Raw genomic sequence first — 25850 nt, 5'->3', positions numbered from 1 at the left:
CGATGTCTTGTTGTCAGAACACGGTGCCGAGATCGGCGAAGCGCGGGGCGGCGCGGTCCTTGTCCGACAGGACGGCCGCTGCCTCGTCCACCGGCCAGGCGATCGCCAGATCGGGATCGTTCCAGATTAGGTTCCGGTCATGGGCCGCGCTATAATAGGCGCTGACCTTGTAGGCCACCATGGTGTCGGGCTCCAGGGTGCAGAAGCCGTGGGCGAAGCCCGCTGGAACATAGAGCTGCTCGCCGCCCTTGGCATCGAGGGTCACGGCAACGTGGCGTGCAAAAGTCGGGCTGTCGCGGCGCAGGTCCACGGCGACATCAAGGATGGAGCCGGCGAGCACCCGCACAAGCTTCGCCTGCGCGGCGGGTGCGAGCTGGAAATGCAGACCGCGCACTGTGCCGGCCTGCGCAGAGAAGGACTGGTTGTCCTGCACGAACGGTACGTCGATGCCGCCGGCCGCCAGGGTGTCGACCCGGAATGTCTCGGAGAACCAGCCCCGGTCGTCGCCGAAGCGGTTCGGAACGACGCGCTTGACCGCCGCGATCTCGGTTTCGATCACCCGCATGGTGGATCAATCCTCGCAACATCTCGAATTAGAACCGTCCTAGGCCGGGGTTCCGGCCGGGATGTCAAGGCTGTGCCGAGCCTCCATAGGCAAGACGGGTGGCACGTAGGACGGAATGCTTGCCCGTGCGACCGGCCCTACGCTATGCCCCTCGACCGCGCGGGGCGCGCCCTCAGGAGACAGTGGACGATGACCATGACGAACCGGCTGGCCTGCGCTGCCCTGGGAAGCCTTATCCTCGCCCTGGCGGGCCCGGCATCCGCCCAGAACGCGGGCGATCCCACCGGCCTCTGGCTCACCGAGACCGGTGATTCCAAGGTCCGCATCGCCCGCTGCGGCGCCGGCTATTGCGGCACCCTGGCGAGCGTGTCCGGCCCCGGCCTCGACACTCAGAATCCCGATGCCTCGCTCAAGGGCCGCAAGCTCGTCGGCGTGCAGATCATGAACGCCAACCGGCCCAAGGGCGACGGTTTCGAGGGCACGCTGTACAACCCGAAGGACGGCAAGACCTACGCGGGTTCCATGGTCCCCAAGGGTCCGAACACCGTCGAGGTCTCGGGCTGCGTCATGAGTGTGTTCTGCAAAACCCAGACGTGGAAGCGAGTGAATTGAGGCTGTCGGGAAAGACCTGCGTCGTCACCGGAGCGGCGCGTGGCATCGGCCGCGCCATCGCCGAGGCTTTTCATCGCGAGGGCGCCCGCGTCGTCGCGACGGACAAGGACGGTGCGGCGGTATCGCAAACGGCGATCGCCATCGGCTGCGAAGCCCTGCCCCTTGATGTCAGCAGGGAGGCGGATTGGGACGCCCTCGCGGTGGCGGTTCCGACCCTCGACGTGCTGGTGAACAATGCCGGCGTCACGGGCTTCGAGGACGGGATCGTCGCGCACGATCCGGAGCACGCGTCGCTCGCGGATTGGCGTGTGGTTCATGCCGTCAACCTCGACGGCACCTTCCTTGGCTGCCGCTACGCCATCCGGGCGATGAAGACGCGGGGCACGGGGTCGATCGTCAACATCTCGTCGCGCTCGGGCCTCGTCGGCATTCCGGGGGCCTCGGCCTATGCCTCGTCGAAGGCGGCGATCCGCAACCACACCAAGACCGTGGCGCTCTACTGCGCCCAGCAGGGATGGGCGATTCGCTGCAATTCGATCCACCCCGCCGCCATCCTCACTCCCATGTGGGAGCCGATGCTCGGAACCGGGCCGGACCGGCAGGCGCGGATGGACGCCCTCGTGGCCGACACGCCCCTGCGGCGCTTCGGCCGTCCCGAAGAGGTCGCGGCTTTGGCCGTCATGCTGGCTTCCGATGAGGCCGCCTACGTTACCGGGGCGGAACTCACCATCGACGGCGGCCTGCTCGCCGGATCGGCGGCGTCGCCCGGTTAGGCGACGCCTCGGCTTTCAGCCGGCCACGGTCGCCCGGATCGCATCGAGGGCCGCTTGCGCCCCCGCCCCTTCCGGCCCACCGGCTTGGGCCATGTCGCGGCGGCCGCCGCCGCCCTTGCCACCGAGATGACCCGCGCCCGCCCGCACCAGGGCGACGGCATCGAAGCGGTCCGTGAGATCGGCGGTGACGCCAACGACGAGACCGGCCTTCCCGTCAGGCGCGACGCCCACGAGGGCGACGATGCCGGAGCCGATCCGGTTCTTTCCCTCGTCGGCGAGGGACTTGAGATCGCGCATCTCGACGCCCTCGACCACGCGGGCCAGGAGCTTCACGCCGCCGAGCTCTGCGATCTCGTCACCGCCCGACCCGGCACCGCCCATGGCGAGTTTCTTGCGCGCGTCCGTGAGTTCGCGCTCCAGACGACGGCGATCCTCGATCAGGGCCGCGAGGCGGTCGGGCACGTCGGCGGTGGCGGATTTCAGGAGGCCGGCGATCTGCGCCAGGGTCTTGGCCTCTTCGGCGCGATACCGCCGGGCGGCCCCCGCCGTCAGGGCCTCGATGCGGCGGACGCCGGCGCCCACCGCGCTCTCGGCCACCACGGAGACCTGCCCGATCTCGCCCGTGCGCGCCGCATGGGTGCCGCCGCAGAGCTCCACCGAGAATGCTTTTCCGTTCTCGCCGGGCGGACCCATGGACACGACGCGGACCTCGTCGCCGTACTTCTCTCCGAACAGGGCGCGGGCGCCCGAGGCCACGGCCTCGTCCTGGGCCATGAGCTTCGTCACCACGGGGGTGTTCTGAAGGAGGACCGCGTTGGCGATGTCCTCCACGGCGCGGATCTCGGCTTCGTCGAGGGGCTTCGGATGGCTGAAGTCGAAGCGCAGGCGCTCGGCCGAGACCAGCGAGCCCTTCTGGGCGACGTGGTCGCCGAGCACCTGACGCAGGGCCTCGTGCAGAAGGTGGGTCGCCGAATGATTGGCCCGGATGGCGGCGCGGCGCTCGCCCGTGACGGCGAGTTCCACGGCCTGGTTCACGGCGAGCCGGCCCTCGTCCACGGTGACGTGGTGGACGAAGAGGTCGCCGAGCTTCTTCTCCGTGGCGGTCACCCGCGCCTTAAGGCCGGAGGCGGCGAGCGTGCCGGTGTCGCCGACCTGACCGCCGGATTCGGCATAGAACGGCGTCTGGTTGACGAGCACCAGGCCGGTCTGCCCCGCCTCGATGGCCTCGACCTCGGCGCCGTCGCGAAGAAGCGCCGTCACGATGCCCTCGGCGGACTCGGTCTCGTAGCCCAGGAATTCCGTGGCGCCGGTACGCTCCTTGAGCCCGTACCACACGGTTTCGGTGGCGGCCTCGCCCGAGCCCGTCCAGGCGGCCCGGGCCGCCTTGCGCTGGCGCTCCATGGCGGCCCCGAACGCCTCGGTGTCGACGCCGATGCCGCGGGCCTTCAAGGCGTCCTGCGTCAGGTCGAGGGGGAAGCCGTAGGTGTCGTAGAGGGTGAAGGCGGTCTCGCCGGAGAGGTTCTGACCCTGGGCGAGATCGCGGGTCTCGGCATCCAGGATGGCGAGGCCGCGCTCCAGGGTGCGGCGGAACCGGGTCTCCTCCAGCCGCAGGGTCTCGGCGATGAGGCCCTCGGCGCGACCGAGTTCGGGATAGGCCTGCCCCATCTCGCGCACCAGGGTCGGCACGAGGCGGAACATCACCGGTTCGCGCGAGCCGAGGAGTTCGAGGTGGCGCATGGCCCGGCGCATGATCCGGCGCAGGACGTAGCCCCGGCCCTCGTTGCCCGGCAGCACGCCGTCGGCGACGAGGAAGGATGAAGCGCGCAGGTGATCGGCGATCACCCGGTAGGAAGCGCGGGTCGCGGGTTCGGGCGGGCGCCCGACGGCGTGGCTCACGGCGTCGATGAGGGCGCGGAACAGGTCGGTGTCGTAGTTGCTCGTCACCCCTTGCAGGATGGCGGCCATGCGTTCGAGGCCCATGCCGGTGTCGATGCTCGGGCGCGGCAGGGCGAGGCGGTTGCCCGGCTCGACCTGCTCGTACTGCATGAACACGAGGTTCCAGAATTCGAGGAAGCGGTCGCCGTCCTCGTCCGGGGAGCCGGGGGGCCCGCCCTGGAGCCCGGGGCCCTGATCGATGAAGATCTCCGAGCACGGGCCGCACGGGCCGGTGTCACCCATCTGCCAGAAATTGTCCGAGGTGCCGATGCGGATGATCCGGTCGTCCGAGAAGCCGGCGATCTTGCGCCACAGGCCGGCGGCCTCATCGTCGTCGGCGTAGACCGTGACCAGCAAGCGGTCCTTCGACAGGCCAAATTCCTTGGTGATCAGCGTCCAGGCGAGCTCGATGGCCTGCGGCTTGAAATAGTCGCCGAAGGAAAAATTCCCCAGCATTTCGAAGAAGGTATGGTGGCGCGCCGTGTACCCGACATTGTCGAGGTCGTTGTGCTTGCCACCGGCGCGAACGCATTTCTGCGCCGTCGCGGCGCGGTCGTAGGCGCGCTTCTCGACTCCGGTGAAGACGTTCTTGAACTGCACCATGCCGGCATTGGTGAACATCAAGGTCGGGTCGTTGCGCGGCACCAGCGACGAGGACGGAACCACCTCGTGGCCGGCACGGGCGAAGTAGTCGAGGAAGGTCGACCGGATCTCGTTGACGCCGCTCATCGCAATAAAGACTCTATCCTTGGCCCCGTCGGGTCGGTGCAGGCGACCGTTTGGGCCGGTGCCCGCGCAGGCGTCTCATACGGAGGGTTCCGCCTCAAGTCACGGGCGGTTTCACGTTTCGCACCATCGGGTGCCCCTTCCGCGCGCAATGGTCTAGGTACGGTCTCTCAACGCTCAAAGGGATACCCCCGAAGATGCCCGTCGAAATCCGCCTCCTCGCCTGGTCCTGCTTCCTCGGTCTGGTGCACATCATCGCGGCGTCCGCCAGCGGCCTGCAGCAGCGTGGCGGATTCGCCTGGGCGTCGGGCAACCGCGAGGGCCAAACCCCGGAGGTGACGGGCGCCGCCGCCCGCCTCGAGAAGGCGTCGAAGAACTTCTTCGAGACGTTCCCGATCTTTGCTGCCCTGGTGCTCGCCTGCGTCGCCGTGGGGCGCCACAACACGGCGGTGGTGCTGGGCGCTTACCTCTATTTCTTCGGGCGTCTCGTCTACCTGCCGGTCTACGGCTTCGGTGTGCCCAAGGTCCGCTCCATCGTCTGGGGCGTGTCCATTGTCGGCATCCTGTTCGTCCTGTGGGGCCTTTTCATCAAGATCCTGCCGTACTGACGGCCGCGTGCGCCCGGAGAAAGCCCCCGGGCGCCGCGCTTATCTCGAGACCAGAAGCGCCCAGTAGACCCGATATTTCGAGTTCGGCGCGTAGGCCGTGGCGATGCCCATGCGGGTGGCGTCGGGCGCCAGCATCACGGCGTTGTGGGCCGGACTCTCGCGCCAGCCCGAGAAGGCTTCGGCCAGGGTGTGGTAGCCGGCCGAGAGGTTGGCGCCCGCCGACGGATGACCGAGGCGTTCCATGGCGACCCGTACGGTCTGGGCCTTGCTCGGCCGGTCGGCGGTCGCCATGGCGGCCGCTTCCGCTTCGGCGAGCTTCTGGAGTTCGGGATCGAGGCGCAGGGGTGCGAGGCCCGAGCGGGCGCGATAGGCCGAGATCATGTCGCGGGCGGTGGCTGCATCCACCTGCGCCGTCGCCGTGGTCATCGGCCAGTACAGGCTCGGCAGGGTCGCGGCGGCGGTGGTCTCCAGGGGAGGCTGCGTGGCGCAGCCACCGAGCGCCAGAATGCCGGCCAGGAGGACGCCGGTCCCGCGCACGCCCGACCATCCGTGGATCACTCGATGTCCCCTCACCCGCTCACCCCTTCGGCATCTCGCTGGCCGTCCGACCGGACAAACCGCCGGCATCCCCCTTTGGCTCCACGAACGTCGCGGCGATCCGGCCCATGGCCTCCTGGAACGGCTCCAGCCCCTGGACGACGACGTTGCTCGACGCCGGTCCCATGGCGGGAATCATTCCGACCTCTGACAAGGCCTTGAACACGGCAAAGTTCAAATCGTTCTGAACCTTCAGGCCCAAACTTACGTCGACGATCATGGCGATGAGTTCGAATTCGAGGAACGGATCGCCGATCTTGCGGAACACCACCCGGGGGGCGGGCTCCTTGAGGACGTCGGGGTGGGCGTTGGCACAGGCCACCAGCATCTCGGCGGCGCGTACGGGATCCTGATTGCGCAGGACGTTGACGGTGATGGAGACCCGGCCGGTGCGGTCGCCCCGGACCCGGTTCTTCACGATGCCGGAGATCAGGTTCGAGTTCGGGACGATGACGGCCGAACGGTCAAAGGTCTGGATCTCCGTGGAGCGCACGGAGATGCGCTTCACGATGCCCTCGCTGTCGCCGATGAGCACCTGATCGCCGACCCGGATCGGACGCTCCCACAGGAGGAGCAGCCCCGAGACGAAGTTGTTGACGATGGATTGCAGGCCGAAACCGATACCCACCGACAGGGCGCCGGCCACGATGGTGAGCTTTTCCAGGCTCAGGCCCAGATACGAGAACGACAGGGCGAGGGTGAGGAGGAACCCGCAATAGCCCGCGATGGTCGAGATGGAGTTGCGCAGGCCCGCATCGAGGTCGGTGGCCGGCAGGTAGGTGTTCTCCAGCCAACGCTGAATCGCCCGCGTGATCGCCATGCCGAGCACGAGGAGACCGATGGCCAGCGCGATGGTCGAGAGCGAGATGGTGACGTCGCCGACCTTGAACCCGAAGAAGGCGGAACGCACCGAGGTGAACACGTCGGTTGAATCGAGGCCCCACGGCGCGAGCGCCAGAAGCGCCGCAACCAGGATGAGGACCACGCGGGCAAAGCCCGAGGCCAGGACGGCGATCTGGTTCAAGGACCGCTTGCGCAGGCCGGTATTGGCCTGGAGCGCCGTGGCGATCTTGGTGTCGTCGCGTAGGGTTCCGCCGATGAAGGTGTCGGCGCTGTTGATGAACAGGAACAGGAGGACGAACAGGCTCGCAGTCCAGACAAGCTGGTCGATGAGGAAGGTCGCGAACGCCACGTAGCCGACCAGCGCCGCCGCGGCGATGACCACCACGGCGGCCCAGCCGAGGAGGCGGGCCGGTCCGCCGATGCCCGTCGTGGCCTCGGGTGCCACGTAGGGGCCGAAGCAGGCCTCCTCCTTCTCCGCCGTGTCGGCGAAGCGATGCAAGCCGATGGCGAGGATGAGGGACATGGCGAGGGCGCCGATCCCGCGCGTGGCGATAGAGATCGGCAGGGCCGCCGAGATCGCCGAGTTGAGGGCCTCGATGGATTTCACCACCGTGATCACCACCGCGATGCTCACCGCCAAGGTGACGATGCGGGAGGCGGCGGCATCGGTCATTGCCGTCATCCGCCAGGACGGCTTGTCGGGCGACAGGAGGGCGTCGGACAGGGCCTCGACGAAGGCGATGAACGCCAGGCCGCCCAGGATGGCGGCGGCCACCGGCAGGAGCCGCAGGGGCAGGAGATCCGTGGCGTCGAGGGCGTAGTAGACGGCATAGCTGCCCAGCACCGCCGGAACGGTGCCGAGGAGGAAGACCCGCCAGGCGGCGAGGAGCTTCTTGCGCTGCGAGGGATCGACGGCCTTGCCGTCGCGCCGCCCGAGGCGCGGCGCGATGTTCCGGCGTCCGAAATACAGGGCGATGGAGATGCCGAAGGCGACGCCGAGGAGGATCAGGTTGCCGATGGTGCCGTTGCGGGCGAAGAGTTCCGCGGTGTCCGAGATGGCGTTCTGGAGGGCGCGGACATCGCGCGGCACGTCGGCCGCGATCTTCATCCACAGGCTCGGGCTGACGAGGGCCGTCGAGCGCTCGAACAGGTCGCGCGTGAAGGCGGCGCGACGCCGGTTCGTCACCTGATCGATGATCTGGTCGCTCTGCACGAGGAGGGATTTCGCCAGGCGCTGGGTCTCGTCGATCTCGGCGACGGCCTGCTCACGCTCCGTCCGCTCGCGGGCGACATCCTCGCCCTCCGGACCCTCCTTGGGTTTGGGGCCGAGCTGGGTCAGGCGTTCACGCGCCGCCTCCAGGCGCGGCGTCGTCACCTCGATGACGTGCCGGATGCGGTCCGCGATGCCGTCGACGCCATCGCGGGCACGGGTGAGATCGCCGCTGCCGACCTTCTGGCCGGACAGGATCTTTTCGCGCTGTTCGAGCTCGTCCTTCGCCTTGTCGAGGGTCTCGCGGACCGTCTTGATCTCCTCGGAGACGGGTTTGGGCGCCGGTGGCTTGGCGGGCGCGGGCTGGGCGGCCGGCTGAGTCCCGGGTGCCGCCGGTTGAGCGGCGGGGGGAGCGCCCGGCTGTCCGGCGGGCGCGGGGGCCGGTGGTGCCCCGGGCGCCGTGGGTGGGGTGGCCTGAGCCGTCGAGGCCGCCTCCCCGCCATGCGTGCCACCGGCGAGCAGGCCGAGGCCGAGCCAGCCCGCCAACGCCAGGCGAGCGAGGCGCCTCGCGCCGGGCCTGCGACGGATGTCCCGCGACGTGGGGCGCTGCGCGGTTCGGGCGTTCGTATCCTGCAAGATGCCGTCCTTGGGCGTTTCGAACCCCCCTCCGGTGCCGCGCGCGTCCACCCCGATGGGCAACGGGATCTGTCGAGCGCGCCCGAGGGGGCTACGGGGCGGGAGCCGTCGCCTTCGCCGATCAATGGGGCGAAAGGCTGACGCCGCCGGTTCGCCCGGGGCAGCCCGAACGTCCTGGGGGCATGACGTCACGCCTGCGCGGGATGACCTTCACAAGCATGTCATGCTGATATTAGACTAAGCCGCGATGGACTCTGCCTTTTCGTATCGATGCGAGGGGGTGGTGACGGTCGTCGGCGTCGATGGACGTTGCCACGAACCGGGCGTTCCCGCCCGATGCGACCGCTTTTGGCTTAAGCCCTCCCCCCGGACGATGCGCGCACCCGCTCCAGGGCGCGGGGGGTGTCCACAAACCTCGATCGGGACTGCAAGCGCCTGCGGCCCGATCCGCGGCCGGCGCCGGGCGGCCCGGTTCAAGCTTCGAAAAATCCTCATCTTCCATCGGACAGGGGCAGCGTGCCGGGCGATTCCCGCGCGTTGTCCCCCTGTCGACCCGTCGAGAGAGTAAGCGCCATGCTGGATCTCCAAACGCTCGTTCTGAACGCGGATTACCGGCCGCTGTCGTACAATCCCCTTTCGCTGTGGTCGTGGAAGGACGCCTTCACCGCCCTGTTCCTCGACCGCGTCACCCTGGTGGCGAGCTACGACGTCGAGGCCCGCAGCCCGAGCCGGTCGTTACGGGTGCCGAGCGTCGTCGCCCTCAAGAGCTACGTCACCCTGGCGCGAAGTCCCGCTTTCACGCGCTACAACATCTACCTGCGCGACACCTTCTCCTGCCAATATTGCGGCCTGCGCCTGCCCTCGGGCGGCCTGACCTTCGACCACGTGGTGCCGCGCTCGCGGGGCGGCCTGTCGAGTTGGGAGAACGTCGTCGCGGCCTGCTCGCCGTGCAATCTGCGCAAGGCCAACCGCACGCCGGCCGAGGCCGAGATGCCGCTCTTGAACGAGCCGCACCGCCCGACGCGGCACGAATTGCACCGCCGCCAGCCGGAATTCGACCACCGGCAGTACCACCACACCTGGATGGATTACCTCTATTGGGATTCCGAACTGGAAAGCTGAACGGTCCCTCGGACAGGTGCTCGGGATCGCGTCAGAACTTCACCGCCGCGCCACCCCGCACGGTGTTCAGGTTGACCTTGTGGCCGTCGAAATCGTTGAAAAGCACGTACTGGTACTCGCCGCGTAGAATAATGTTCTGGGTCAATGCATATTCGAGTCCAGCTCCCAAGGCGATACCAGCAACCACCTTCGTGGAGGCGCGAGTCACAACGCGGGGGGGCGGAAGGCGGCTGCTGTCTGGATTCGACGCATTGAAGGAGGCGTAACCGAAATTGCCGACGTTCACTTGGGCGCCGGGACTTGTAGTAGTTACATTCGTCACGCCTGCAGTCGTCGTCGCTGTCGTGGTCGTGGCACTGGCAGCGACATTCGCCTTGTACGCAGCTTGGTCGTATCCGTAGTTACTGATGGCAACCGCATCGGTCACCTGTGCTCGGCCGATGGCCACACCACCTGTCACGAAAGGTAGGAAGTTGCCGAAGTTATACCCGGCTCGAGCGCGTACAGTCCCAAAATCTTCGATTCGTGTGGTAGAAAGACCGGCCAATGTGACGGTCTCCAAGTAGCCCAAGCTCGTCGTTGCGAAACGCGAGACTCGATCCGACGATTGGCCCGACTTCTCAAAGCGTGTGTAATCTGCTTCGACACCCACGACGGTCTCGTCAAATTGGTAGTTGAAGCCAGCATAAGCGCCGTAACTTGTCCCATCAATGCGCTGCGACCGAGGGCTCAGCAGCGTCGAGGCGTTGAGTTGCGATTCGGCCGTCGTTGCGATCAGCGCCCCCGCAACGAGGGGCTGAAACGTATTCCGGAAACCGAGTGCGGCAGAGGTATACCCCCCGTGTCCACCGACATACACACCATTCCAATCGATGATCGGTGCCGCCGGCTCGTAATCCGGGCCGCGCAGGACGCCGTAATCGAGATCGGCCGCCGTGGCGATTGTGGCGCCGCCGAGGGTGAGCGTGGTCAGGAGCGTGAGGGCCAGGATCCGCATCGATGTCGTCCTCGGAGGCTCGGAGGACTGGATTTCCGCCAAGCCCATGCGCCAACGGATAGGTGATTAACCTTAAGGGTTCGTTGTCTCGCCCGTTTCGTAGGGGTTGCCGCCGCTCCACATGACCGGCATGTCCCGGAAACTCGGAAGGGCTCCGATACTATCCGCGAAGGTGTAGCGCAGGCCGATTCGGACTTCGTTGGCGGCGAGATCCTTGAGGCGGGTGCGACCGCCGTAGGCGTCGGAGCCCGAGGCGGCTCGGCCGAGAGCGACGTAGCGATAGCTCGCATCGAGGCTCAATCCGGCCCAGAGGGCGTAGGACACGCCGCCCGTGAGGGACCACGCGAAATCCGTCACCGATCGATTGGGGCGCGCCACGGCCGTCCGGGCACCGATGCCGGGATTGCCGTCGCAGGCGTCGAGGAGGCAGGTGGTCTGCGTGTAGCCCCGGCGGAAATCCTTCTGCGCGAAGCCGAAACCGGCACCGAGATACGGCGTCAGGCCCCACCACGTTCCAAGATCGGCATAGACGTTGACGAGGCCCGTGAGCACGCCGAGACGACCGGCTTCGACGTTGTACCCCGTGGCGAAATTGCTGCGCGAGGAATAGGCGCTGTAACCGGCGGGCATGCGCTGGTCGAGGGTGGCGTCGATGCGCAGCCAGGGGGTGACGCGGTAACCGACGCCGCCGCCATAGCCGGGCTCGTGCCCGAGGGTGCGGCGAACCAGGGGCGGCATGCCCGGATCGCTGGGATCCGGCAGAATCGCATCCGTCGGACGCAGGAGGTAGCTCTCCGTGAAGTCGGCCCGCAGGTACCAGCCGCCTCCGATGGCGACGGGCGCCGGTTCGGGCGGCAGCAAGTCGGCACTTCGCACCGGGGTTTGGAACGCAAGGGTCAGTCCGGCGCCGATCAGGACGGCGCGCATCGCCGACACGGTCGGGCGCACGGCGCTTGGCTGTCGAATCATGGTCTTCCCCGGACTTGCGAAAGCTGTCTGGGCGATTTCAATGCCCCTCAAGATTTATCTTGTGCAGCAAGAGGGTTAGCGTCCGATTAAATGCAAAATCTTCAACGCAAGCCGAGTCAGTACAAGTGACATGAAAACGGCGCGAACCCCGAGGTTCACGCCGTTTCGATCTTTCAAGACAGGGTACTGATCGCTTCAGTATTTGCGGATCAGCGGGGCCGGCTCGGGCTGATATTCGGCCACGGCGCCGACGCCGCCGATCAGCCAACGCATGCCGATGCGGACGTCGTGCGAGGTGATTTCTTTCAGGCGATAGGAGGCGCCACCGCAACCCGGATCGTTGAAACACGTCACCGGACCGGTGCCGGCATGGCCGAGGTTCAGGTAGCGGTAGCCGAGTTCGAGCTTCAGGTTCGGCGTCACGCTGTAGCCGAGACCGGCCATGGCGGCCCAGGCGAGGGTGGTGGTGCGCTTCGTCGCCGCGATCCCGAATCCGCCCGCGGCCGACCCGGCCCCGGTGTCGTTGAAGCCGCTGATGGTGTGGAAGGCTGCGCCGATGCCGCCGCCGACGAAGGGTGTCAGGCCGTACCAGGTGCCGAGATCGATGTAGCCGTTGGCCATGGCGACGACGGAGGACAGATTGCCCTGATCGTAGTCGATACCCTTGGCCGGCACGCCATTGGGATAGGGGAGATTGAACTTCTCCACGAAGGAGAACCGGCTACCGCCGCGATACTCGCCGGTGATGTCTCCGCGCAGGAAGCCGTTGAACTGGTAACCGATACCGCCACCGGCGAAGACCTGGTCACCCATGTTCTTCTGATGAATCACGTAATCGCCGGGCAGGACTCCGCCCTTCACCGTCGTCACGACCTTCTCGTAGCTCACGGCGCCGACACCGACATCGCCGCGCAGGTACCAGGCTCCGCCGATCTCGACGGGCGGCGGCAGCGGCTCGGGCGGCAGGGGCGGAAGCAGGTCGGCGGCATACCCGAGGCAGGGCGCTCCTACGCTCGCAAGGAGCGTCAAGGAGCGCACCAAAGCATTCAGCTTGGAGCGGCGCATGGAATTCAGTCCTTCACTCGACCGTTTGCCGGGGGCGAAAGGCACCGGCTCTGATGACGAGGACATCCTTGCGGCAAGCGAGTTAAAGGTGGTTTAACGTTAAATCTTATCCTTGCCGAAGCGTTTCAGCCCCGGCGGCGTCCGATTGTCTTCAAGCGCCGCGCGGGCTTTGGGTGGGTCTCTGCTTTGAGCGAGGGGAAACCGGATCGGGAGCCGAAGCGCATCCTTTCCTCCGATGAGCGGTCGGCGTGCCGACCACGCGCATTGTCACGGATGGCGTGTGCGGGATTTCGCCTCCAGCCTGGATAGGCCGTCAGGACGTCATCGCCCGCGCCGCGGCGTCCAACCCCCAACGCACGAGATCTTCGGCTTCGGCCGCCGAGCCGGCTTCCGCGTAGCAGCGCAACTCCGGGGCGTTGCCGGACGCCCGGAAATGGATCGTCCGCGCGCCGTCGAGATCGATCCGGATTCCGTCCTGTCCGTCGACGGCGACCGGTGTGCCGATGGGTGCCAGGAAGGTCTGCCGGAACGAGGTCTCACCAAGGCGCGCCAGGAAGGCCCCACTCCGCTCGGGCGCGATTTCGGGCAAACGCGAACTCGCCATCTCGCCGGCATCGAGGGACGTCACCAGGGCGGCCAGCGTCGAACCGGCTTCGCGGGCGGTGGCAAGGCTCGCTAGGATCGGCAACACGGCATCGCGCGTGGGCAGGGCGGGGAGGCTTCTTCCGGCTCGGGTCACGGGGGAGCCGAGGAGGAATCCGCCATTCGCCTCGAACCCGGCGACCGTTGCGAAGCCGGCGCCCTTCGCCTGCTCCATCCCGGCGATGACGAAGGGTGAACCGACGCGCGTGCGGATGACCTGCCGAAATCCACCGGACCGCTCGATGGCGGAGCCGGCCGTCACGGGCACGACCACCGCCTCGATCCCGAGGTAGCGGGCGGTGATTAAGCCGAGGACATCCCCGCGCAGGATTCGCCCCGTCGCGTCGGCGACCAGGGGACGGTCGGCATCCCCGTCCGTCGTCACGAGGGCATCGAAGTTGCCCGACGCCATGATGTCCCGGATGAAGGCGATGTCCTCCGGGCGATGGGCTTCGGTATCGATGGGCACGAAGCGGTCGGAACGGCCAATGGGAACGGCCTGGGCACCCAGGGCCGAAAGCAGGTCGGCCATCAGGTCGCGGGCGACGGAACTCTGCTGATAGACGGCGATCCGCAGGCCCGCGAGGAGATCGGGCGCGAAGGCGTCGCGGTAGCGACGGCGATACCGTTCCGCAGCGTCGGGGTCGGGTGTCGCCGGCACGTCGGGCGGCAGGGCGTCGGCGCGGGCGATGGGGCCGAGTGCATTGAGGATGGCGGATTCATCGGCCTTGGTGATCTCGCCATCGGGTCGATAGAATTTCAGCCCGTTGCGATCGTCCGGAATGTGACTTCCCGTCACCATGACGGCGCAGGTTCCGCGTCGCATCGCCTCGAGGGCGAGGGCCGGGGTCGGCAACGCGCCACAGTCGATGGCCCGGAAGCCCGCCATCGCCGCCGCGTTGGCGACGGTCGCGGCGATGCCGGCGCTGCTCGCACGCAGGTCCCGGCCAAGGACGACGCTGCGCTCGGGGCCGGCCGTTTTGGCGACGGAGCGGAAGAACGCGCCGGCATAGGCATCGCTCGCTCCGCCCGCGAGGTCCGTCACGAGGCCGCGCAGGCCACTCGTCCCGAATTTCAGATCGCTCATCGCTCCAATCCTTCGCCGGCCCGGGCTCGCCGGGGCTTTACACCGTCCGGGTTGGATGGCCGTCCTCAGGCGGCGGCCTTGGCCACGGCCTCCACCACCGTATCGACCACGTCCGACACCAGGTGGCGGTCGTCGCCTTCCGCCATGACGCGGATCACCGGTTCGGTGCCGGAGGCCCGGATCACGAGACGACCCTCGTCACCGAGGCGCTCGCGGGCCTGGGCGATGGCGGTGACGACGGATTCCGTCCGCAGGGGTTCGCCCGAGCGGTAGCGCACGTTGCGCAGGATCTGCGGCAGCGGATCGAAGCAGTGGCACACCTCGCTGACGGCGCGCTCCGACCGCTTGACCACGCTGAGAAGCTGTAGGGCGGCGACGAGGCCGTCGCCCGTCGTGGCGTAGTCCGACATGATGATGTGACCGGATTGCTCGCCGCCGAGGTTGTAGCCGTGCTCGCGCATGTGTTCGAGGACGTAGCGGTCCCCCACGGCCGTTCGGGCCAGGGACAGGCCGATGCCGCCGAGATAGCGTTCGAGGCCGAGGTTGGACATGATCGTCGCGACGAGTCCGGGCTGGGTCAGGCGGTCGTCCTCCTTCCACGAGCGGGCGACCACGGCCATGAGCTGATCGCCATCGACGGACTGCCCCTTTTCGTCGACGATGAGGACGCGGTCCGCATCGCCGTCCAGGGCGATGCCGATATCGGCACGCAATTCCCGGACCTTCGCGGAGAGAGCCGCCGGTGCCGTCGAACCGACATCCTGGTTGATGTTGAAGCCGTCCGGCTCGTCACCGATGGCGATCACCTCGGCGCCGAGTTCCCACAGAGTCTCGGGGGCGACGCGGTAGGCGGCGCCGTTGGCGCAATCGACGACGATCCGCAGGCCGTCGAGGGTGACGTTGCGCGGCAGGGAGCGCTTGGCGAACTCGATGTAGCGGGCGTGCACGCTCTCGATGCGCTTGGCACGGCCGAGGTCGCGGGAACCCGACAGGCGCTTGTGCAACTCGCCGTCGATGAGGGCTTCGATCGCCCGCTCGACGTCGTCGCTGAGCTTGAACCCGTCCGGGCCGAATAGCTTGATGCCGTTGTCCTCGAACGGGTTGTGGGAAGCCGAGATCATCACGCCGAGATCGGCCCGCATGGAGCGCGTCAGCATGGCCACGGCCGGCGTCGGCATCGGGCCAAGCTGCAGCACGTCCATGCCGACGGAGGTGAAGCCCGCGATGAGGGCGGTCTCGATCATGTAGCCCGAGAGGCGGGTATCCTTGCCGATCACAACGCGGTGGCGATGGTCGCCCCGCTGGAAGATCAGTCCGGCCGCTTGGCCGACCTTCAGAGCCAGTTCGGGTGTGATGACCCCGTTGGCGCGGCCCCGGATCCCGTCGGTCCCGAAATACTTGCGCGACATGGCTGACGATCCGTCTGTTTCAGAGGCGGCGGGCTCCCAGCGCGCGATGGACCCGAGGCGGCCCCTCGCGGCGTTCCACGCCACGGTCGGTCGGGAGGATAGGCGCGCAACCCTGAACCGGTGGTTTCGGGCTGCGACCATCCTCGGATATGCGAGAGCCCGCCTTGCGGGCGGGCTCTCTTGTCGTTCGATGAACGCCGGCGATCAGGCCTGGGGCTGTGGCTCGTATCCGCCATCGGTCTCGCGAGGACGACCGCGACCGGCGGAGGGCACCGAGGACCCGCGCACGGTGCTGGACGGTCCGTCACCGGAATCACGAACCGGCGGCTTGCCGGCGATGAGATTGCGGATCTCGTCACCCGAAAGGGTTTCGTACTCGAGCAGGCCCTGGGCGAGGGCTTCAAGATCGTCCTTGTGCTCGCCGAGGATGCGGCGGGCCTCTTCGAGGCCGGTCTCGACGAGGCGGCGAACCTCCGCGTCGATCTTCTGAGCCGTGGCTTCCGAAACCGTCTGCTGACGGCCCATGGACATCCCGAGGAACACTTCGTCGTTGTTCTCGCCATACGCGACGGTGCCGAGCTCGGGGCTGAAGCCCCAGCGCGTGACCATCATGCGGGCGAGGCGCGTGGCCTGCTCGATGTCTGACTGGGCGCCCGAGGTCACCTTGTCCGCCCCGAAGATCATCTCCTCGGCGATGCGTCCACCCATCATGATGGCGAGGCGCGAGGTCATCTGCTCGAAGCTCATGGAGAGCTTGTCGCGCTCCGGCAGCTGCATGACCATACCGAGGGCCCGACCGCGCGGAATGATCGTCGCCTTGTGCACCGGATCGGTGGCGGGCACGTTGAAGGCGACGATGGCGTGGCCACCCTCGTGATAGGCGGTGAGGCGCTTCTCGTCCTCGGTCATCACCAGGGTCCGGCGCTCGGCCCCCATCATGACCTTGTCCTTGGCGTCCTCGAACTCGTGCATGGTGACGATGCGCTTGCCGCGCCGCGCCGCCAGCAGGGCCGACTCGTTGACGAGGTTCATGAGGTCGGCGCCCGAGAAGCCCGGCGTGCCGCGCGCGATCACCTTGAGGTCGACATCCGGTGCCAGGGGCACCTTGCGGACGTGGACGCGCAGGATGCGCTCGCGGCCGATCACGTCTGGGTTCGGCACCATGATCTGGCGGTCGAAGCGGCCCGGACGCAGCAGGGCGGGGTCGAGGACGTCGGGCCGGTTGGTGGCCGCGATGATGATCACGCCCTCGTTGGCCTCGAACCCGTCCATCTCTACGAGGAGTTGGTTGAGGGTCTGCTCGCGCTCATCGTTGCCGCCGCCGAGGCCGGCGCCGCGATGGCGGCCCACGGCGTCGATCTCGTCGATGAAGATGATGCACGGCGCGTTCTTCTTCGCCTGCTCGAACATGTCACGGACGCGGGACGCGCCGACGCCGACGAACATCTCGACGAAGTCCGAACCCGAAATGGTGAAGAACGGCACGTTCGCCTCACCCGCCACCGCGCGGGCGATGAGGGTCTTACCCGTACCGGGGGGCCCCACGAGAAGCACGCCGCGCGGGATACGGCCGCCGAGGCGCTGGAACTTCTGCGGGTCGCGCAGGAACTCGACGATCTCCTGAAGATCTTCCTTGGCCTCTTCGACGCCGGCCACGTCCTCGAAGCTCACGCGGCCGGACGCCTCCGTGAGGAGCTTCGCCTTCGACTTGCCGAAGCCCATGGCGCGGCCGGCGCCCGACTGCATCTGCCGGGACAGGAAGATCCACGCGCCGATGAACACGAGGATCGGCAGCCAGCTCACGAGAAGCTGGATGAACCACGGGGTGTTGTCGGACGGCGGACGGGCGGAGATCTGCACGCCCTTGCTCTGCAGCTTCGACACCAGGCTCGGGTCGTTCGGCGCATAGGAGGTGAAGTTGCCGCCGCCGACGTAGGAGCCGCTGACGTCCTGCCCGGAGATCACAACCGTCTGAATCTTGCCGGCATCGGCGTCGTTCAGGAGCTGGCTGTAGGCGATCTCGGTGCCGCCGCCACGATGTCCCGGATTCTGGAACAGGGTGACGAGGGCGAGCACGAGCAGGAAGATGACGACCCACAAGGCGAAGTTGCGGAAATTCGGGTTCATCGATCAATCCCTGGGGGGTGTCCGGGTCCGCTCTGCGAAGCAGCGGATATCAGTCCGGGCACTCCGGGCCAATGTAGGCACCCCCGCTCCCCTTGCCAAGTAAATCGCGCGCGCCTGCGGCAAGGCCGTCCGCGCCGCTCTTGCGGGCGGGAGCCGGCGCCAGGGTAAGCCCCCTCCCCCGCGACAGGGCGAGGAGGCATCCGCCCAGCGTCCGGCGCAGGGGCGTGCCGGTTGCGAGGGCCGGGCGAAGGGCCTCGAGTACCAATCCTTCCAGACGCTCCAGGCGCGCCCGACCACCGGCCCCGTCGAGAGCCTGCGCGATGACGCGGATCAGGATCGCGTCCGGCAGGGCCTCCAGCGTGGGGGCGTCGAGGCGCACCAGGGCGGGGGCTTCGGCCGGGCGGCGCGCTGCCGCGTAGGCGTCGCGGGCGGCCCGCGCGAGGGCGTCGTCGTCGCGGGCGCAGCGCGCGGCGAGGCGGCACAGGCGGGCGTCGCTCAGGCCCTCCCGAGCCAGATCGGGCAGGAGGCCGCGAAGGCGGGCGCGGGCGAAACGCGGGTCGGCGTTCGACGGATCTTGGATGGGGATAAGTCTCAAGCCGGCGCAATACGCGACGAGACTGGCTTTCGAAAGACCGAGGAGCGGGCGTCCGAGGCGCACGGTTCCGGTCAGGGCGCGCTCGGGGCGCATACCGGCGAGGCCGGCCGGACCGCTGCCGGCGAGGAGCCGCATGAGGACGGTTTCGGCCTGATCGTCCCGCGTGTGTCCGGTGAGCACCCAGGTGGCACCGACGCTCTCCGCATATCGGGCCAGAAGGTCGTAGCGGGCCGAGCGGGCGGCCGCCTGCAGCCCCGTGGCCGGCTTCGATCCGGTCCAGGTCAGGGTTCGATGCGGGAGTCCGAGTCGTAGGGCGGTATCCGCGACGCCGGAAGCCTCGGCGGCGGAGGCGGTTCGCAGGCCGTGATCGACGGTGGCGACGTGGAGCGGCACCGTCGCGCCGGCCCGGCAAGCGGCATGCAGGAGCGCCATGGAATCGGGACCGCCCGAAACCGCCAGAACCACGCCCCCATGCGGGGCCGCCGGGGCGACATAAGGCATGAGCGCCGCCTCGGCGGCGATGGAGTCGGGCTCGGGCGCGGTCACGCCGCGCAGCGGGCGCGCTTCTGCTCGCGGGTCACGCCCTGGCGCACGGCGGGGGAGGCACTCGGGAACTTGCGCTCGAGTTCGGCCAGCGTCGCGCATGCCTGCTCCTTCGCCCCGAGGGCGTGGAGGGAGGTCCCGAGCTTCAGCATGGCCTCGGGCGCCTGGGCCGAGCGAGCATAGTCCGTCGAGACCTTCAGGAACTGCTCGGCCGCCTCGCGGTTGCGGTTGCGCTGCAAGTAGCTTTCACCCAGCCAGTAGGTCGCGGCCGGCACGAGCCCGTCGCGGGGGTGGGACTGAATGAATTGGCGCAGGCCCATTTCGGCCTGCTCGTATTGCCGCTGCAGGATGTAGCTGTACGCCGCCTCGTAATCGGCCCGGGCGTCACCCGTGCCCGTGGCGGCCACGCTGCTGCCTTGACGGGCCGGCGGGGCGATGGCGCCCGTCGTCGGCACGCGCGGCGGTGGCGTCAGGTCGACGGGCTCGCCGTAACCGGAGGGAGCGGGCCCGGCCTCGTCGTCTTCGATGTCCGCCACGGCGGGCGGCACTGCGCGCGGGCGCGGCGCCTCGGCAACGGGAGAGCTCGGTGGGGTCGTGCCGAGGGGCATCGGTGCGCCCGGGCGTCCCGGATTCTGCTCGGGGTCGAAGGCGTCGCTGCGCTTGGCCGGCTTCTGCGCCGCCGGATTGCCTCCGGGCACCGGAGCGGGCCGCCCACCCTTGTCACCCCCCTTGGCTTCCTGCAGCCGGAACTCGACATCTTCCTGGAACTTGCGCAGCTGCTCCTTCAACTGGCGGTTCTCGTGCTGAAGCGTCTCGATCTGTCCCGCCTGCTGGCGCGACTGGTTCTCCAAGCGGTTCAGCCGCACGACGAAATCGGAGCCGTCCTGAGCCGCGGCGGGCAGCAAGGCCGCGACGCTGAAACAGGTGGCGAGGAGGAGGCGACGGAGCATGGCGATCGGCACCGGTGAACGTGTCCCGTAAAGGCCGGCAACGCGGCCCTTGCGCCCCATAACAGGTGTGCCGCATCGCGGCAAAAATTCGACGCGCCCGTCGCAGCCAGGCCGGGCGAGGCGCGGCAGTGGCGCTCAGGACCCTGCGCCGCGATCCAGCACGGTGACGGCACGGCGGTTCTGCGACCAGCACGAGATGTCGTTGCAGACGGCCACGGGACGCTCCTTGCCGTACGAGACGGTGCGAATGCGGCTCGAGGCGATCCCACGCGCGGCGAGGTAATCGTTCACGGCCTGGGCACGGCGGGCGCCGAGGGAGAAATTGTATTCCCGGGTGCCGCGCTCGTCGGCGTGGCCCTCGATGAGGAAGGTGTAGCGCGGGTAACGCTGAAGCCAGGCCGCCTGCTTGTCGAGGGTGGCGGTGGCGGTTGGGGTCAGGTCCGTGGAATCGGATTCGAAGAACACGCGGTCGCCGATGTTCACCACGAAATCCTGGGCACTGCCGGGGGTACCGGCCCCGGCGCCGTAAGCACCGCCGGCACCGCCCGCGCCACTGGCTCCGAAGCCGGAGGCGTCGGCGAGATCCTTGTCGTTGCTGCAGGCTGCGACGCTGAGGGCGGCGCAGAGGGCCGCCGCGAGGCTCATCACGCGGGAGCGCGCAATCGTGACCATGGTCTGTTCTCCTCGGACGGCACCTGCGCCCGGCCCGTGCCCGGTGGTGGCCCGCACGGCAGCGCCTTAAGGCTCGTGGGTCTAATCCGGTCAGGTTAAGCGAAGGTTCCGTCAACCTTGACGAAACGTCTTGGCCATCGAATGACGGCTTGTGCCGTGCGCGACCGCACGCCGTTCGAGAACGGCCAAAGAACGGGCAGGGAGCTGACGCGTTCGAGGCCGCGTCCCGACGGATGGGAGCTTACCGCGCGGGTCGATCCGGAACCGCGCTGCTTTCAGGCGACACAGATGGCCGGCGGGGGCTCGACCACGCGGCCGACGAGGTCTTCGATCGCCGCGATGGCGCCTTTGGCCGCCGCGTGGGCGGCATCCAGGGGATCGGCCAAGTCGGAACCGAGCCGGCAAGCCTGTTCCATCTCGATGCAGCGACGGGACAATTCGAAGAATCCGAGGGAGCCGCTCACCGACAGGAGGGCGTGGGCGTCGTTCCGCAGGGCGGTGCGATTGATGACCGGCGCGAGGAACCGCTGACCGATCTCGTCCTTCAGGTGCCCGAGGAGTTCCATCAGGCGAACATGCCCGAACACGCCTTCGAGTTCCATGAGCGTCGAGGGATCGTAGACCGGGAGCGCGCCGGAGGAATCAGCCTGCGCATGCAGGCTCGTCGTCTCGTCATGAGCGGTGGCCGAATCGGTGGGTGCTGACAGTCTCGGCACGGCGGGTCGCGGGTCTGAGCAGGGAGGATTAACCAATACAGCATAGCTTCCCGAGTGGAAAGAGTTGGAAAATGCGATGGACTCCTCCGATCGAGTTTTAATTGTTGAGGATAACTACCTCTTGCTCGACCTGCTCACCCGGGCCTGCGAGCGGAGCGGTTGCACCGTCGCCGCCGCTTCGAGCGGCGAAGCGGCCCTGATGGTGATTCGCGAGCTGGGCGCGACGATCGCCTGGCTGTGCACCGATATCGACCTGCCGGGCCTCGTCGATGGCTGGAGCGTGGCCGACACATTCCGTGCCCTGCATCCCGACCGTCCCGTGGTCTACATTTCGGGCGCGGTGCATTCGCGGCAGCGGGCCGTCAGCACCAGTCTGTTCGTCTCCAAGCCGTTTCAGCTTCGACCTTTCGCGGACCTCGCGTCCAGCCTCGCCGCCGGAGCGTACCCGCGCGCCGCCGCCGACCTGCGCGCCGCGGGTTGAGCATCACCGCTCAGCCCGAAACGCGGGCCACCCTATCGGAATAGCGCCCGCACCGCCGGATCGTCGCGCCAAGCGGAGACGCGCGAGCAGACGAGCCCCTCGACGGGAAGCCGGGCATAGATCTCGAAACTGCCGGTGACGAAGGCCGGGAGATCGAGGAGCGTCGCCACGCCGTCCCGCTCCTTCGGTTTGAACCGCGTGCCGCCGACGAGGCCGTATCGGCGAGCGATTTCCGGGTAGAGCGGCCATACCGCGTCCGCCGCGAGGGCATCGACGAGGTAATCCTCCACGGCGACGTCGACCGGGGACAAGCCGGCTTCCCGGGCGAGACGATGCGCGAGGTCGCCGAGCACGAACAGCTTCGGGTGATTGAGAACGTGCATGAAACAGCCGCGCCGCGACCAGCGCGCCAGTTCGGCGTCCAGGGGAAAGCCGATGTCGCGGGCGCTGCCGAGGAGATACGCGCTCGCATCGTTCCAGGCGTCGTAATAGCCGAGACGCCCGAACACGTCGTCGCGAAACAGCCCCAGGGTTTGCGCCACCGTCCGGCCTTCGCGGTAGGCGCACAGGACGATGGCCGAGTGGTACGGCCCGACGGGCGAAGGCACGAGGCGGGCGGCCGAGAGGGCACCGATATCGCCGACATGGACCATGTCCGGGTGGAAGGCCGGAAACAGGATCGTGGGGAAGAGGCGCAGGCGCGCGTCGCCCTCCGCAAGGGCGTGGACGTTGCCGCCCTTGAGGAGCCCTTCCGGAAAGAACTGCGAGAAGACGTGGTCGAACGGGGCGAGGCTGCGCCTCAAGGTCGCCAGACTACCCTGCTGGCGGCGCAGGGCCGCGAGGGACAGGACGGTCACCCGCGCATCGGGAAGAATCAGGCGCAGGGCACGGCCGACTCCCTCGGCCTGACAATTGCCCAGCACGGCGATGCGCGGCCCCCGGCGCTCCGGCCCCGCGTCGAGGTCGGGGCGACGCCACGGTCCCGCCCAGGATGGTGACCAAGAGGTTGCGGAGCGGAGGGATCGCCCGAGGGTTTCGATCCGTCCGAAGGCCCGGTACGGCCAGCCTGTGAGCGATCGGATGAGAGGTGCCGCCGTGGTGATGAACCCTTACGCCGATCTACCGGCCGAGCGATTCTGGCGCAAGGTCGTGGCCGGGGTGCCGCCCTTCGCCCTGGCGCCGGGGCCGAGCGGCGCGTTCTCCATCGCCCCCGGCGCGCGGGTGGCGACCGCCGGTTCCTGCTTCGCCCAGCACGTCTCCCGCGCCCTGACGGAGGCCGGGTTCGGCCGCTATCTCGCGGAGGCGGCCCCGGAGGGATTGTCGGCCGAAGACGCGGAGGCGCGCCAGTACGGCGTCTATTCCGCCCGCTACGGCAACGTCTACACGGCGCGCCAACTCCTGCAGCTGTTCGACCGGGCCTACGGCACCTACCAACCCGAGCTCGTCGCCTGGACCCGGCCCGACGGACGCCGCGTCGATCCGTTCCGCCCTGCCGTCGAGCCAGCCGGCTACGCGGACGATGCCACGCTGCTCGCCGCCCGCGCGGAACACCTCGCGGCCGTGCGGCGGATGTTCGAGGAGCTCGACGTCTTCGTGTTCACCCTCGGGCTCACGGAGGGCTGGGAACACCGGGCCGATGGTGCCGTCCTCCCGGTTGCGCCGGGGGTGATCGCCGATGGGTTCGACCCGGCCCGCTACGCCTTCGTCAATGCCCGCGCCGGGGCGGTGCGGGACGACATGCTGGCGTTCCTCGCCCGGTTGTTCGCCGTGAATGCCCGCGCCCGGGTGATCCTCACGGTGTCGCCGGTGCCGCTCATTGCCTCCTATGCCGACCGGCACGTCCTCGTGTCGAACGCTTACAGCAAGGCGGCCCTGCGGGTGGCGGCGGAGGAGATCGTGGAGGCCGAGCCGCGAGCGGTCTATTTTCCCGCCTACGAGATCGTGACGAGCACGGCGAATGCCGGCCGCTACTATGCCGACGACCTGAGATCGGTGACGCCGGAGGGCGTCGCCCACGTCATGCGGGTGTTCCTCGCCGCCTTCACCGATGCGCCGCCCCTGACGCGGGTGCCGCACCCCCTCGGCCTGGAATACGCCCGGGCCGCCACGGTGGTGTGCGACGAGGAAGCCATCGAGCGGAGTCTGGTCTGAGCGTTACTGCAGGCGCTTGAAATAGGTGTCGCCGGCCGCGCGTTTCAGCTCGGCCCCGGCCTCCGCGCCGATCCGCGCGGCATCGGCGACGCTCCCTGAGCGCTGGACCGCCCAGTGGGCGCTGCCATCGGGGAGGAACAGGAGGCCGTCGAGGGACAGGGTATCGCCCGTGATCCGGGCCAGGGCCGCGATGGGCGTGCGGCACGAACCGTCGAGTTCGGCGAGCAGACCGCGCTCGGCGTCGAGTTCGGCGGTGGCGCGCGGACAGGCGAGGGGAGCGAGGAGTGTCCGCACTTCGGCATCGGCCTCTCGGCACTCGATGCCGAGCGCCCCCTGCGCAACGGCCGGCAGCATCTCGTCGACGGCGAGCACGCTGCGGGCCATCTCGGTCATGCCGAGGCGTTCCAGGCCGCACAGGGCCAGGAGGGTCGCGTCGCAGGTCCCCTCCTCCAGCTTGCGCATCCGGGTGTTGGCATTACCCCGCAGGGGCACGATGCGCAGGTCCGGGCGGCGCATGAGCACCTGCGCCGCCCGCCGCAGGGACGAGGTGCCGACGCGGGCGCCCGCCTCCAAGTCCGAAAACCCCGTGGCCCGGGGCGACAGGAACGCGTCGCGGGGATCGTCGCGTTCGAGGATACAGGCGATGACGAGGCCCTCGGGCAGCCAGGTCTCGACGTCCTTCATGGAATGCACGGCGACATCGACCACGTCGGCGAAGAGCGCCTGTTCGAGCTCTTTGGTAAACAGGCCCTTGCCGCCGATCTCCGAGAGGGGGCGGTCGAGGATACGGTCCGCGACGGTGTTGACCACCACGATCTCGGTCTCGAGCCCGGGATTGGCCGCGACGATCCGGTCCCGCACCAGTCCGGTCTGGGCCAGCGCCATGGGGCTGCCGCGTGTACCGATGCGGAGGGGGCGCTGGATCATGGGCGGGGATCGCTCCGGAGAGGGGCCTGACGCCGTGGTACGCAGTCCGCGCGGCCCTGTCACCGGGCCGGGCGGTCGGAAGCCGAATTCGATCCGGCGGATTTGAGCGATCGCCTTATGGCGAACTTATCGGGTCGGCGTGTTCTGTGCGCCTGCGTTGAGGGGGAAAGGCGGGGGATGGCATTGGGCAAGGGAGGGCAGGCCGTGCTCGATCCGGTCCACGCGGCCGGGGCGACACCCTCGGGGCACCCCGGCCGCGCGGCGCGCTCCGCTCCCCGCCGTCGCGGACCGGGCCTGTTGACGCGCCTGTTCCTAGTGGGCTCCGTCACATCCTTCTGCGTCTTCGCCCTGTCGGCCATGATGCCCTGCGGCGGCGGCGGGCTTCCGGGCTTCCTGCCGCGGGCGCTCATGGACGCCGCCTGCGCCCGCCGGGATGTGTTGGAGCAGATCCTCACCCTGCCGTCGCGGCTGCGCGCCATCGCGATGGCGTTGCGATGAGACCCGTTCGATGACAACGACCGATGGGGCGATCTTGGCGGGTGATGAGCCGGCCGTGGAACACGCCGCCGATGACGATCCGGCGGCAGGGGTACCCGAGGAACATGAGCGCCTCGGCGGCGCGTTCAGGCAGGCGTCGCGCCAGCGGACATCCCGCGCGGCTTGGATCGGCCGGAAACTCGGCCTTGCCCTGGATTTCGTGCTGCTCAGCCTGCCGGTCCCGATCGTCATCATGCTGCCGCCCGTTCTCGAATGCCGGAACGTGGCGCAGGCGATCGGGTTCTTCGCGGGCGATTCCTTTGAAGCCTGCATCCAGCGGCGGATCGACGCGCGCTGGACGCATCTCGATGCACGCATCAAGATGATCGTGCGTGGATCGGGTCAATGATGCGCG

At 68.4% G+C, this 25850-nt stretch carries 24 protein-coding genes; 8 read left to right on the top strand and 16 right to left on the bottom strand.

Annotated features, from left to right (window positions below):
• Nucleotides 1-13: 13 nt before the first annotated feature.
• Complete coding sequence (gene rfbC / locus BM249_RS16085) at nucleotides 14-565, bottom strand: dTDP-4-dehydrorhamnose 3,5-epimerase (RefSeq protein WP_091973874.1); 552 nt, start codon at nucleotides 563-565, stop codon at nucleotides 14-16.
• A 195-nt stretch (nucleotides 566-760) separates the two neighbouring features.
• Between rfbC and BM249_RS16080 the strand changes: the two genes are divergently transcribed.
• Together BM249_RS16080 and BM249_RS16075 are read left to right on the top strand one after the other, a co-directional pair.
• Nucleotides 761-1177, top strand: a complete 417-nt coding sequence (locus tag BM249_RS16080) for a DUF2147 domain-containing protein (protein ID WP_425284842.1) — start codon at nucleotides 761-763, stop codon at nucleotides 1175-1177.
• Nucleotides 1174-1950, top strand: coding sequence for an SDR family NAD(P)-dependent oxidoreductase (locus tag BM249_RS16075; RefSeq protein ID WP_091973867.1), 777 nt, complete (start codon nucleotides 1174-1176; stop codon nucleotides 1948-1950). The genes BM249_RS16080 and BM249_RS16075 overlap by 4 nt, the downstream gene beginning before the upstream one ends.
• A gap of 15 nt (nucleotides 1951-1965) precedes the next feature.
• Here the strand turns inward: BM249_RS16075 and alaS are convergent, their stop codons facing one another.
• Nucleotides 1966-4614 (bottom strand): alanine--tRNA ligase, encoded by a 2649-nt coding sequence (alaS, locus tag BM249_RS16070; RefSeq protein ID WP_091973865.1) that lies wholly within the window; start codon nucleotides 4612-4614, stop codon nucleotides 1966-1968.
• Between the two features lie 194 nt (nucleotides 4615-4808).
• Between alaS and BM249_RS16065 the strand changes: the two genes are divergently transcribed.
• A complete protein-coding gene (locus BM249_RS16065; RefSeq protein WP_091973861.1) occupies nucleotides 4809-5219 on the top strand; it encodes an MAPEG family protein in 411 nt (136 codons plus the stop codon).
• Between the two features lie 39 nt (nucleotides 5220-5258).
• Here BM249_RS16065 and BM249_RS16060 read toward each other — a convergent pair whose 3' ends face one another.
• Nucleotides 5259-5756, bottom strand: a complete 498-nt coding sequence (locus BM249_RS16060; RefSeq protein WP_425284840.1) for a CAP domain-containing protein — start codon at nucleotides 5754-5756, stop codon at nucleotides 5259-5261.
• A 40-nt stretch (nucleotides 5757-5796) separates the two neighbouring features.
• Nucleotides 5797-8415 carry a DUF3772 domain-containing protein gene (locus BM249_RS16055; protein WP_244528818.1) on the bottom strand — a complete coding sequence of 873 codons (2619 nt, stop codon included), beginning with the start codon at nucleotides 8413-8415 and terminating at the stop codon, nucleotides 5797-5799.
• Between the two features lie 663 nt (nucleotides 8416-9078).
• Between BM249_RS16055 and BM249_RS16050 the strand changes: the two genes are divergently transcribed.
• Complete coding sequence (locus tag BM249_RS16050; RefSeq protein ID WP_091973855.1) at nucleotides 9079-9627, top strand: HNH endonuclease; 549 nt, start codon at nucleotides 9079-9081, stop codon at nucleotides 9625-9627.
• Nucleotides 9628-9658: 31 nt separating this feature from the next.
• Here BM249_RS16050 and BM249_RS16045 read toward each other — a convergent pair whose 3' ends face one another.
• The 10 genes from BM249_RS16045 to BM249_RS16000 all read right to left on the bottom strand — a co-directional run bounded on the left by BM249_RS16045 (nucleotide 9659) and on the right by BM249_RS16000 (nucleotide 21399).
• Nucleotides 9659-10624: an outer membrane protein gene (locus BM249_RS16045; protein ID WP_091973967.1), complete on the bottom strand. Its 966-nt coding sequence runs from the start codon at nucleotides 10622-10624 to the stop codon at nucleotides 9659-9661.
• A 72-nt stretch (nucleotides 10625-10696) separates the two neighbouring features.
• Nucleotides 10697-11551 carry an outer membrane protein gene (locus BM249_RS16040; RefSeq protein WP_091973964.1) on the bottom strand — a complete coding sequence of 285 codons (855 nt, stop codon included), beginning with the start codon at nucleotides 11549-11551 and terminating at the stop codon, nucleotides 10697-10699.
• A 237-nt stretch (nucleotides 11552-11788) separates the two neighbouring features.
• The gene (locus BM249_RS16035; protein ID WP_091973852.1) at nucleotides 11789-12658 is read right to left on the bottom strand and encodes an outer membrane protein; all 870 of its coding nucleotides are present in this window, start codon (nucleotides 12656-12658) and stop codon (nucleotides 11789-11791) included.
• A gap of 313 nt (nucleotides 12659-12971) precedes the next feature.
• Nucleotides 12972-14387, bottom strand: coding sequence for a phosphohexomutase domain-containing protein (locus BM249_RS16030; RefSeq protein ID WP_091973850.1), 1416 nt, complete (start codon nucleotides 14385-14387; stop codon nucleotides 12972-12974).
• A 65-nt stretch (nucleotides 14388-14452) separates the two neighbouring features.
• Nucleotides 14453-15796, bottom strand: a complete 1344-nt coding sequence (gene glmM, locus BM249_RS16025) for a phosphoglucosamine mutase (protein WP_091973847.1) — start codon at nucleotides 15794-15796, stop codon at nucleotides 14453-14455.
• A gap of 204 nt (nucleotides 15797-16000) precedes the next feature.
• The gene (gene ftsH / locus BM249_RS16020; protein WP_091973844.1) at nucleotides 16001-17923 is read right to left on the bottom strand and encodes an ATP-dependent zinc metalloprotease FtsH; all 1923 of its coding nucleotides are present in this window, start codon (nucleotides 17921-17923) and stop codon (nucleotides 16001-16003) included.
• 49 nt (nucleotides 17924-17972) lie between these two features.
• The gene (gene tilS / locus BM249_RS16015) at nucleotides 17973-19019 is read right to left on the bottom strand and encodes a tRNA lysidine(34) synthetase TilS (RefSeq protein ID WP_177232437.1); all 1047 of its coding nucleotides are present in this window, start codon (nucleotides 19017-19019) and stop codon (nucleotides 17973-17975) included.
• 41 nt (nucleotides 19020-19060) lie between these two features.
• Nucleotides 19061-20011 carry a tol-pal system protein YbgF gene (gene ybgF, locus BM249_RS16010; protein ID WP_091973959.1) on the bottom strand — a complete coding sequence of 317 codons (951 nt, stop codon included), beginning with the start codon at nucleotides 20009-20011 and terminating at the stop codon, nucleotides 19061-19063.
• A gap of 135 nt (nucleotides 20012-20146) precedes the next feature.
• Nucleotides 20147-20683, bottom strand: a complete 537-nt coding sequence (pal, locus tag BM249_RS16005; RefSeq protein ID WP_091973841.1) for a peptidoglycan-associated lipoprotein Pal — start codon at nucleotides 20681-20683, stop codon at nucleotides 20147-20149.
• Nucleotides 20684-20958: 275 nt separating this feature from the next.
• A complete protein-coding gene (locus BM249_RS16000) occupies nucleotides 20959-21399 on the bottom strand; it encodes an Hpt domain-containing protein (protein WP_244528814.1) in 441 nt (146 codons plus the stop codon).
• Nucleotides 21400-21520: 121 nt separating this feature from the next.
• On the opposite strand from BM249_RS16000, the gene BM249_RS15995 reads away from it, so the two are divergent.
• Entirely contained in the window at nucleotides 21521-21880 is a 360-nt protein-coding gene (locus BM249_RS15995) for a response regulator (protein WP_244528813.1), read from the top strand.
• 32 nt (nucleotides 21881-21912) lie between these two features.
• On the opposite strand, the gene BM249_RS15990 is transcribed toward BM249_RS15995, so the two are convergent.
• Nucleotides 21913-22803 carry a WcbI family polysaccharide biosynthesis putative acetyltransferase gene (locus BM249_RS15990; RefSeq protein WP_091973832.1) on the bottom strand — a complete coding sequence of 297 codons (891 nt, stop codon included), beginning with the start codon at nucleotides 22801-22803 and terminating at the stop codon, nucleotides 21913-21915.
• A 178-nt stretch (nucleotides 22804-22981) separates the two neighbouring features.
• Between BM249_RS15990 and BM249_RS15985 the strand changes: the two genes are divergently transcribed.
• Complete coding sequence (locus BM249_RS15985) at nucleotides 22982-24031, top strand: GSCFA domain-containing protein (RefSeq protein ID WP_091973829.1); 1050 nt, start codon at nucleotides 22982-22984, stop codon at nucleotides 24029-24031.
• 3 nt (nucleotides 24032-24034) lie between these two features.
• Here the strand turns inward: BM249_RS15985 and hemC are convergent, their stop codons facing one another.
• The gene (hemC, locus tag BM249_RS15980) at nucleotides 24035-24958 is read right to left on the bottom strand and encodes a hydroxymethylbilane synthase (RefSeq protein ID WP_091973827.1); all 924 of its coding nucleotides are present in this window, start codon (nucleotides 24956-24958) and stop codon (nucleotides 24035-24037) included.
• 177 nt (nucleotides 24959-25135) lie between these two features.
• Between hemC and BM249_RS15975 the strand changes: the two genes are divergently transcribed.
• Nucleotides 25136-25456 (top strand): hypothetical protein, encoded by a 321-nt coding sequence (locus BM249_RS15975; RefSeq protein WP_091973824.1) that lies wholly within the window; start codon nucleotides 25136-25138, stop codon nucleotides 25454-25456.
• Nucleotides 25457-25511: 55 nt separating this feature from the next.
• Nucleotides 25512-25844 (top strand): hypothetical protein, encoded by a 333-nt coding sequence (locus BM249_RS15970; protein ID WP_143103783.1) that lies wholly within the window; start codon nucleotides 25512-25514, stop codon nucleotides 25842-25844.
• Nucleotides 25845-25850: the final 6 nt, after the last annotated feature.

This window comes from Methylobacterium gossipiicola (genome assembly GCF_900113485.1).
GTDB classification, from domain to species: domain Bacteria; phylum Pseudomonadota; class Alphaproteobacteria; order Rhizobiales; family Beijerinckiaceae; genus Methylobacterium; species Methylobacterium gossipiicola.
The sequence above is the reverse complement of the archived record's forward strand: the minus strand, read 5'-3'. Positions and strand labels throughout refer to the sequence as shown.

What these genes read in the sequence shown, in the direction of transcription:
- BM249_RS16045 (WP_091973967.1), bottom strand. Translation starts at nt 10,624, where the DNA reads ATGCGGATCCTGGCCCTCACGCTCCTGACCACGCTCACCCTCGGCGGC.
- BM249_RS16080 (WP_425284842.1), top strand. Translation starts at nt 761, where the DNA reads ATGACGAACCGGCTGGCCTGCGCTGCCCTGGGAAGCCTTATCCTCGCC.
- rfbC (WP_091973874.1), bottom strand. Translation starts at nt 565, where the DNA reads ATGCGGGTGATCGAAACCGAGATCGCGGCGGTCAAGCGCGTCGTTCCG.
- alaS (WP_091973865.1), bottom strand. Translation starts at nt 4,614, where the DNA reads ATGAGCGGCGTCAACGAGATCCGGTCGACCTTCCTCGACTACTTCGCC.
- glmM (WP_091973847.1), bottom strand. Translation starts at nt 15,796, where the DNA reads ATGTCGCGCAAGTATTTCGGGACCGACGGGATCCGGGGCCGCGCCAAC.
- BM249_RS16040 (WP_091973964.1), bottom strand. Translation starts at nt 11,551, where the DNA reads ATGCGCGCCGTCCTGATCGGCGCCGGACTGACCCTTGCGTTCCAAACC.
- BM249_RS16030 (WP_091973850.1), bottom strand. Translation starts at nt 14,387, where the DNA reads ATGAGCGATCTGAAATTCGGGACGAGTGGCCTGCGCGGCCTCGTGACG.
- BM249_RS15975 (WP_091973824.1), top strand. Translation starts at nt 25,136, where the DNA reads ATGGCATTGGGCAAGGGAGGGCAGGCCGTGCTCGATCCGGTCCACGCG.
- hemC (WP_091973827.1), bottom strand. Translation starts at nt 24,958, where the DNA reads ATGATCCAGCGCCCCCTCCGCATCGGTACACGCGGCAGCCCCATGGCG.
- BM249_RS15985 (WP_091973829.1), top strand. Translation starts at nt 22,982, where the DNA reads ATGAACCCTTACGCCGATCTACCGGCCGAGCGATTCTGGCGCAAGGTC.
- pal (WP_091973841.1), bottom strand. Translation starts at nt 20,683, where the DNA reads ATGGTCACGATTGCGCGCTCCCGCGTGATGAGCCTCGCGGCGGCCCTC.
- BM249_RS16035 (WP_091973852.1), bottom strand. Translation starts at nt 12,658, where the DNA reads ATGCGCCGCTCCAAGCTGAATGCTTTGGTGCGCTCCTTGACGCTCCTT.
- BM249_RS16065 (WP_091973861.1), top strand. Translation starts at nt 4,809, where the DNA reads ATGCCCGTCGAAATCCGCCTCCTCGCCTGGTCCTGCTTCCTCGGTCTG.
- ftsH (WP_091973844.1), bottom strand. Translation starts at nt 17,923, where the DNA reads ATGAACCCGAATTTCCGCAACTTCGCCTTGTGGGTCGTCATCTTCCTG.
- tilS (WP_177232437.1), bottom strand. Translation starts at nt 19,019, where the DNA reads ATGCCTTATGTCGCCCCGGCGGCCCCGCATGGGGGCGTGGTTCTGGCG.
- ybgF (WP_091973959.1), bottom strand. Translation starts at nt 20,011, where the DNA reads ATGCTCCGTCGCCTCCTCCTCGCCACCTGTTTCAGCGTCGCGGCCTTG.
- BM249_RS16050 (WP_091973855.1), top strand. Translation starts at nt 9,079, where the DNA reads ATGCTGGATCTCCAAACGCTCGTTCTGAACGCGGATTACCGGCCGCTG.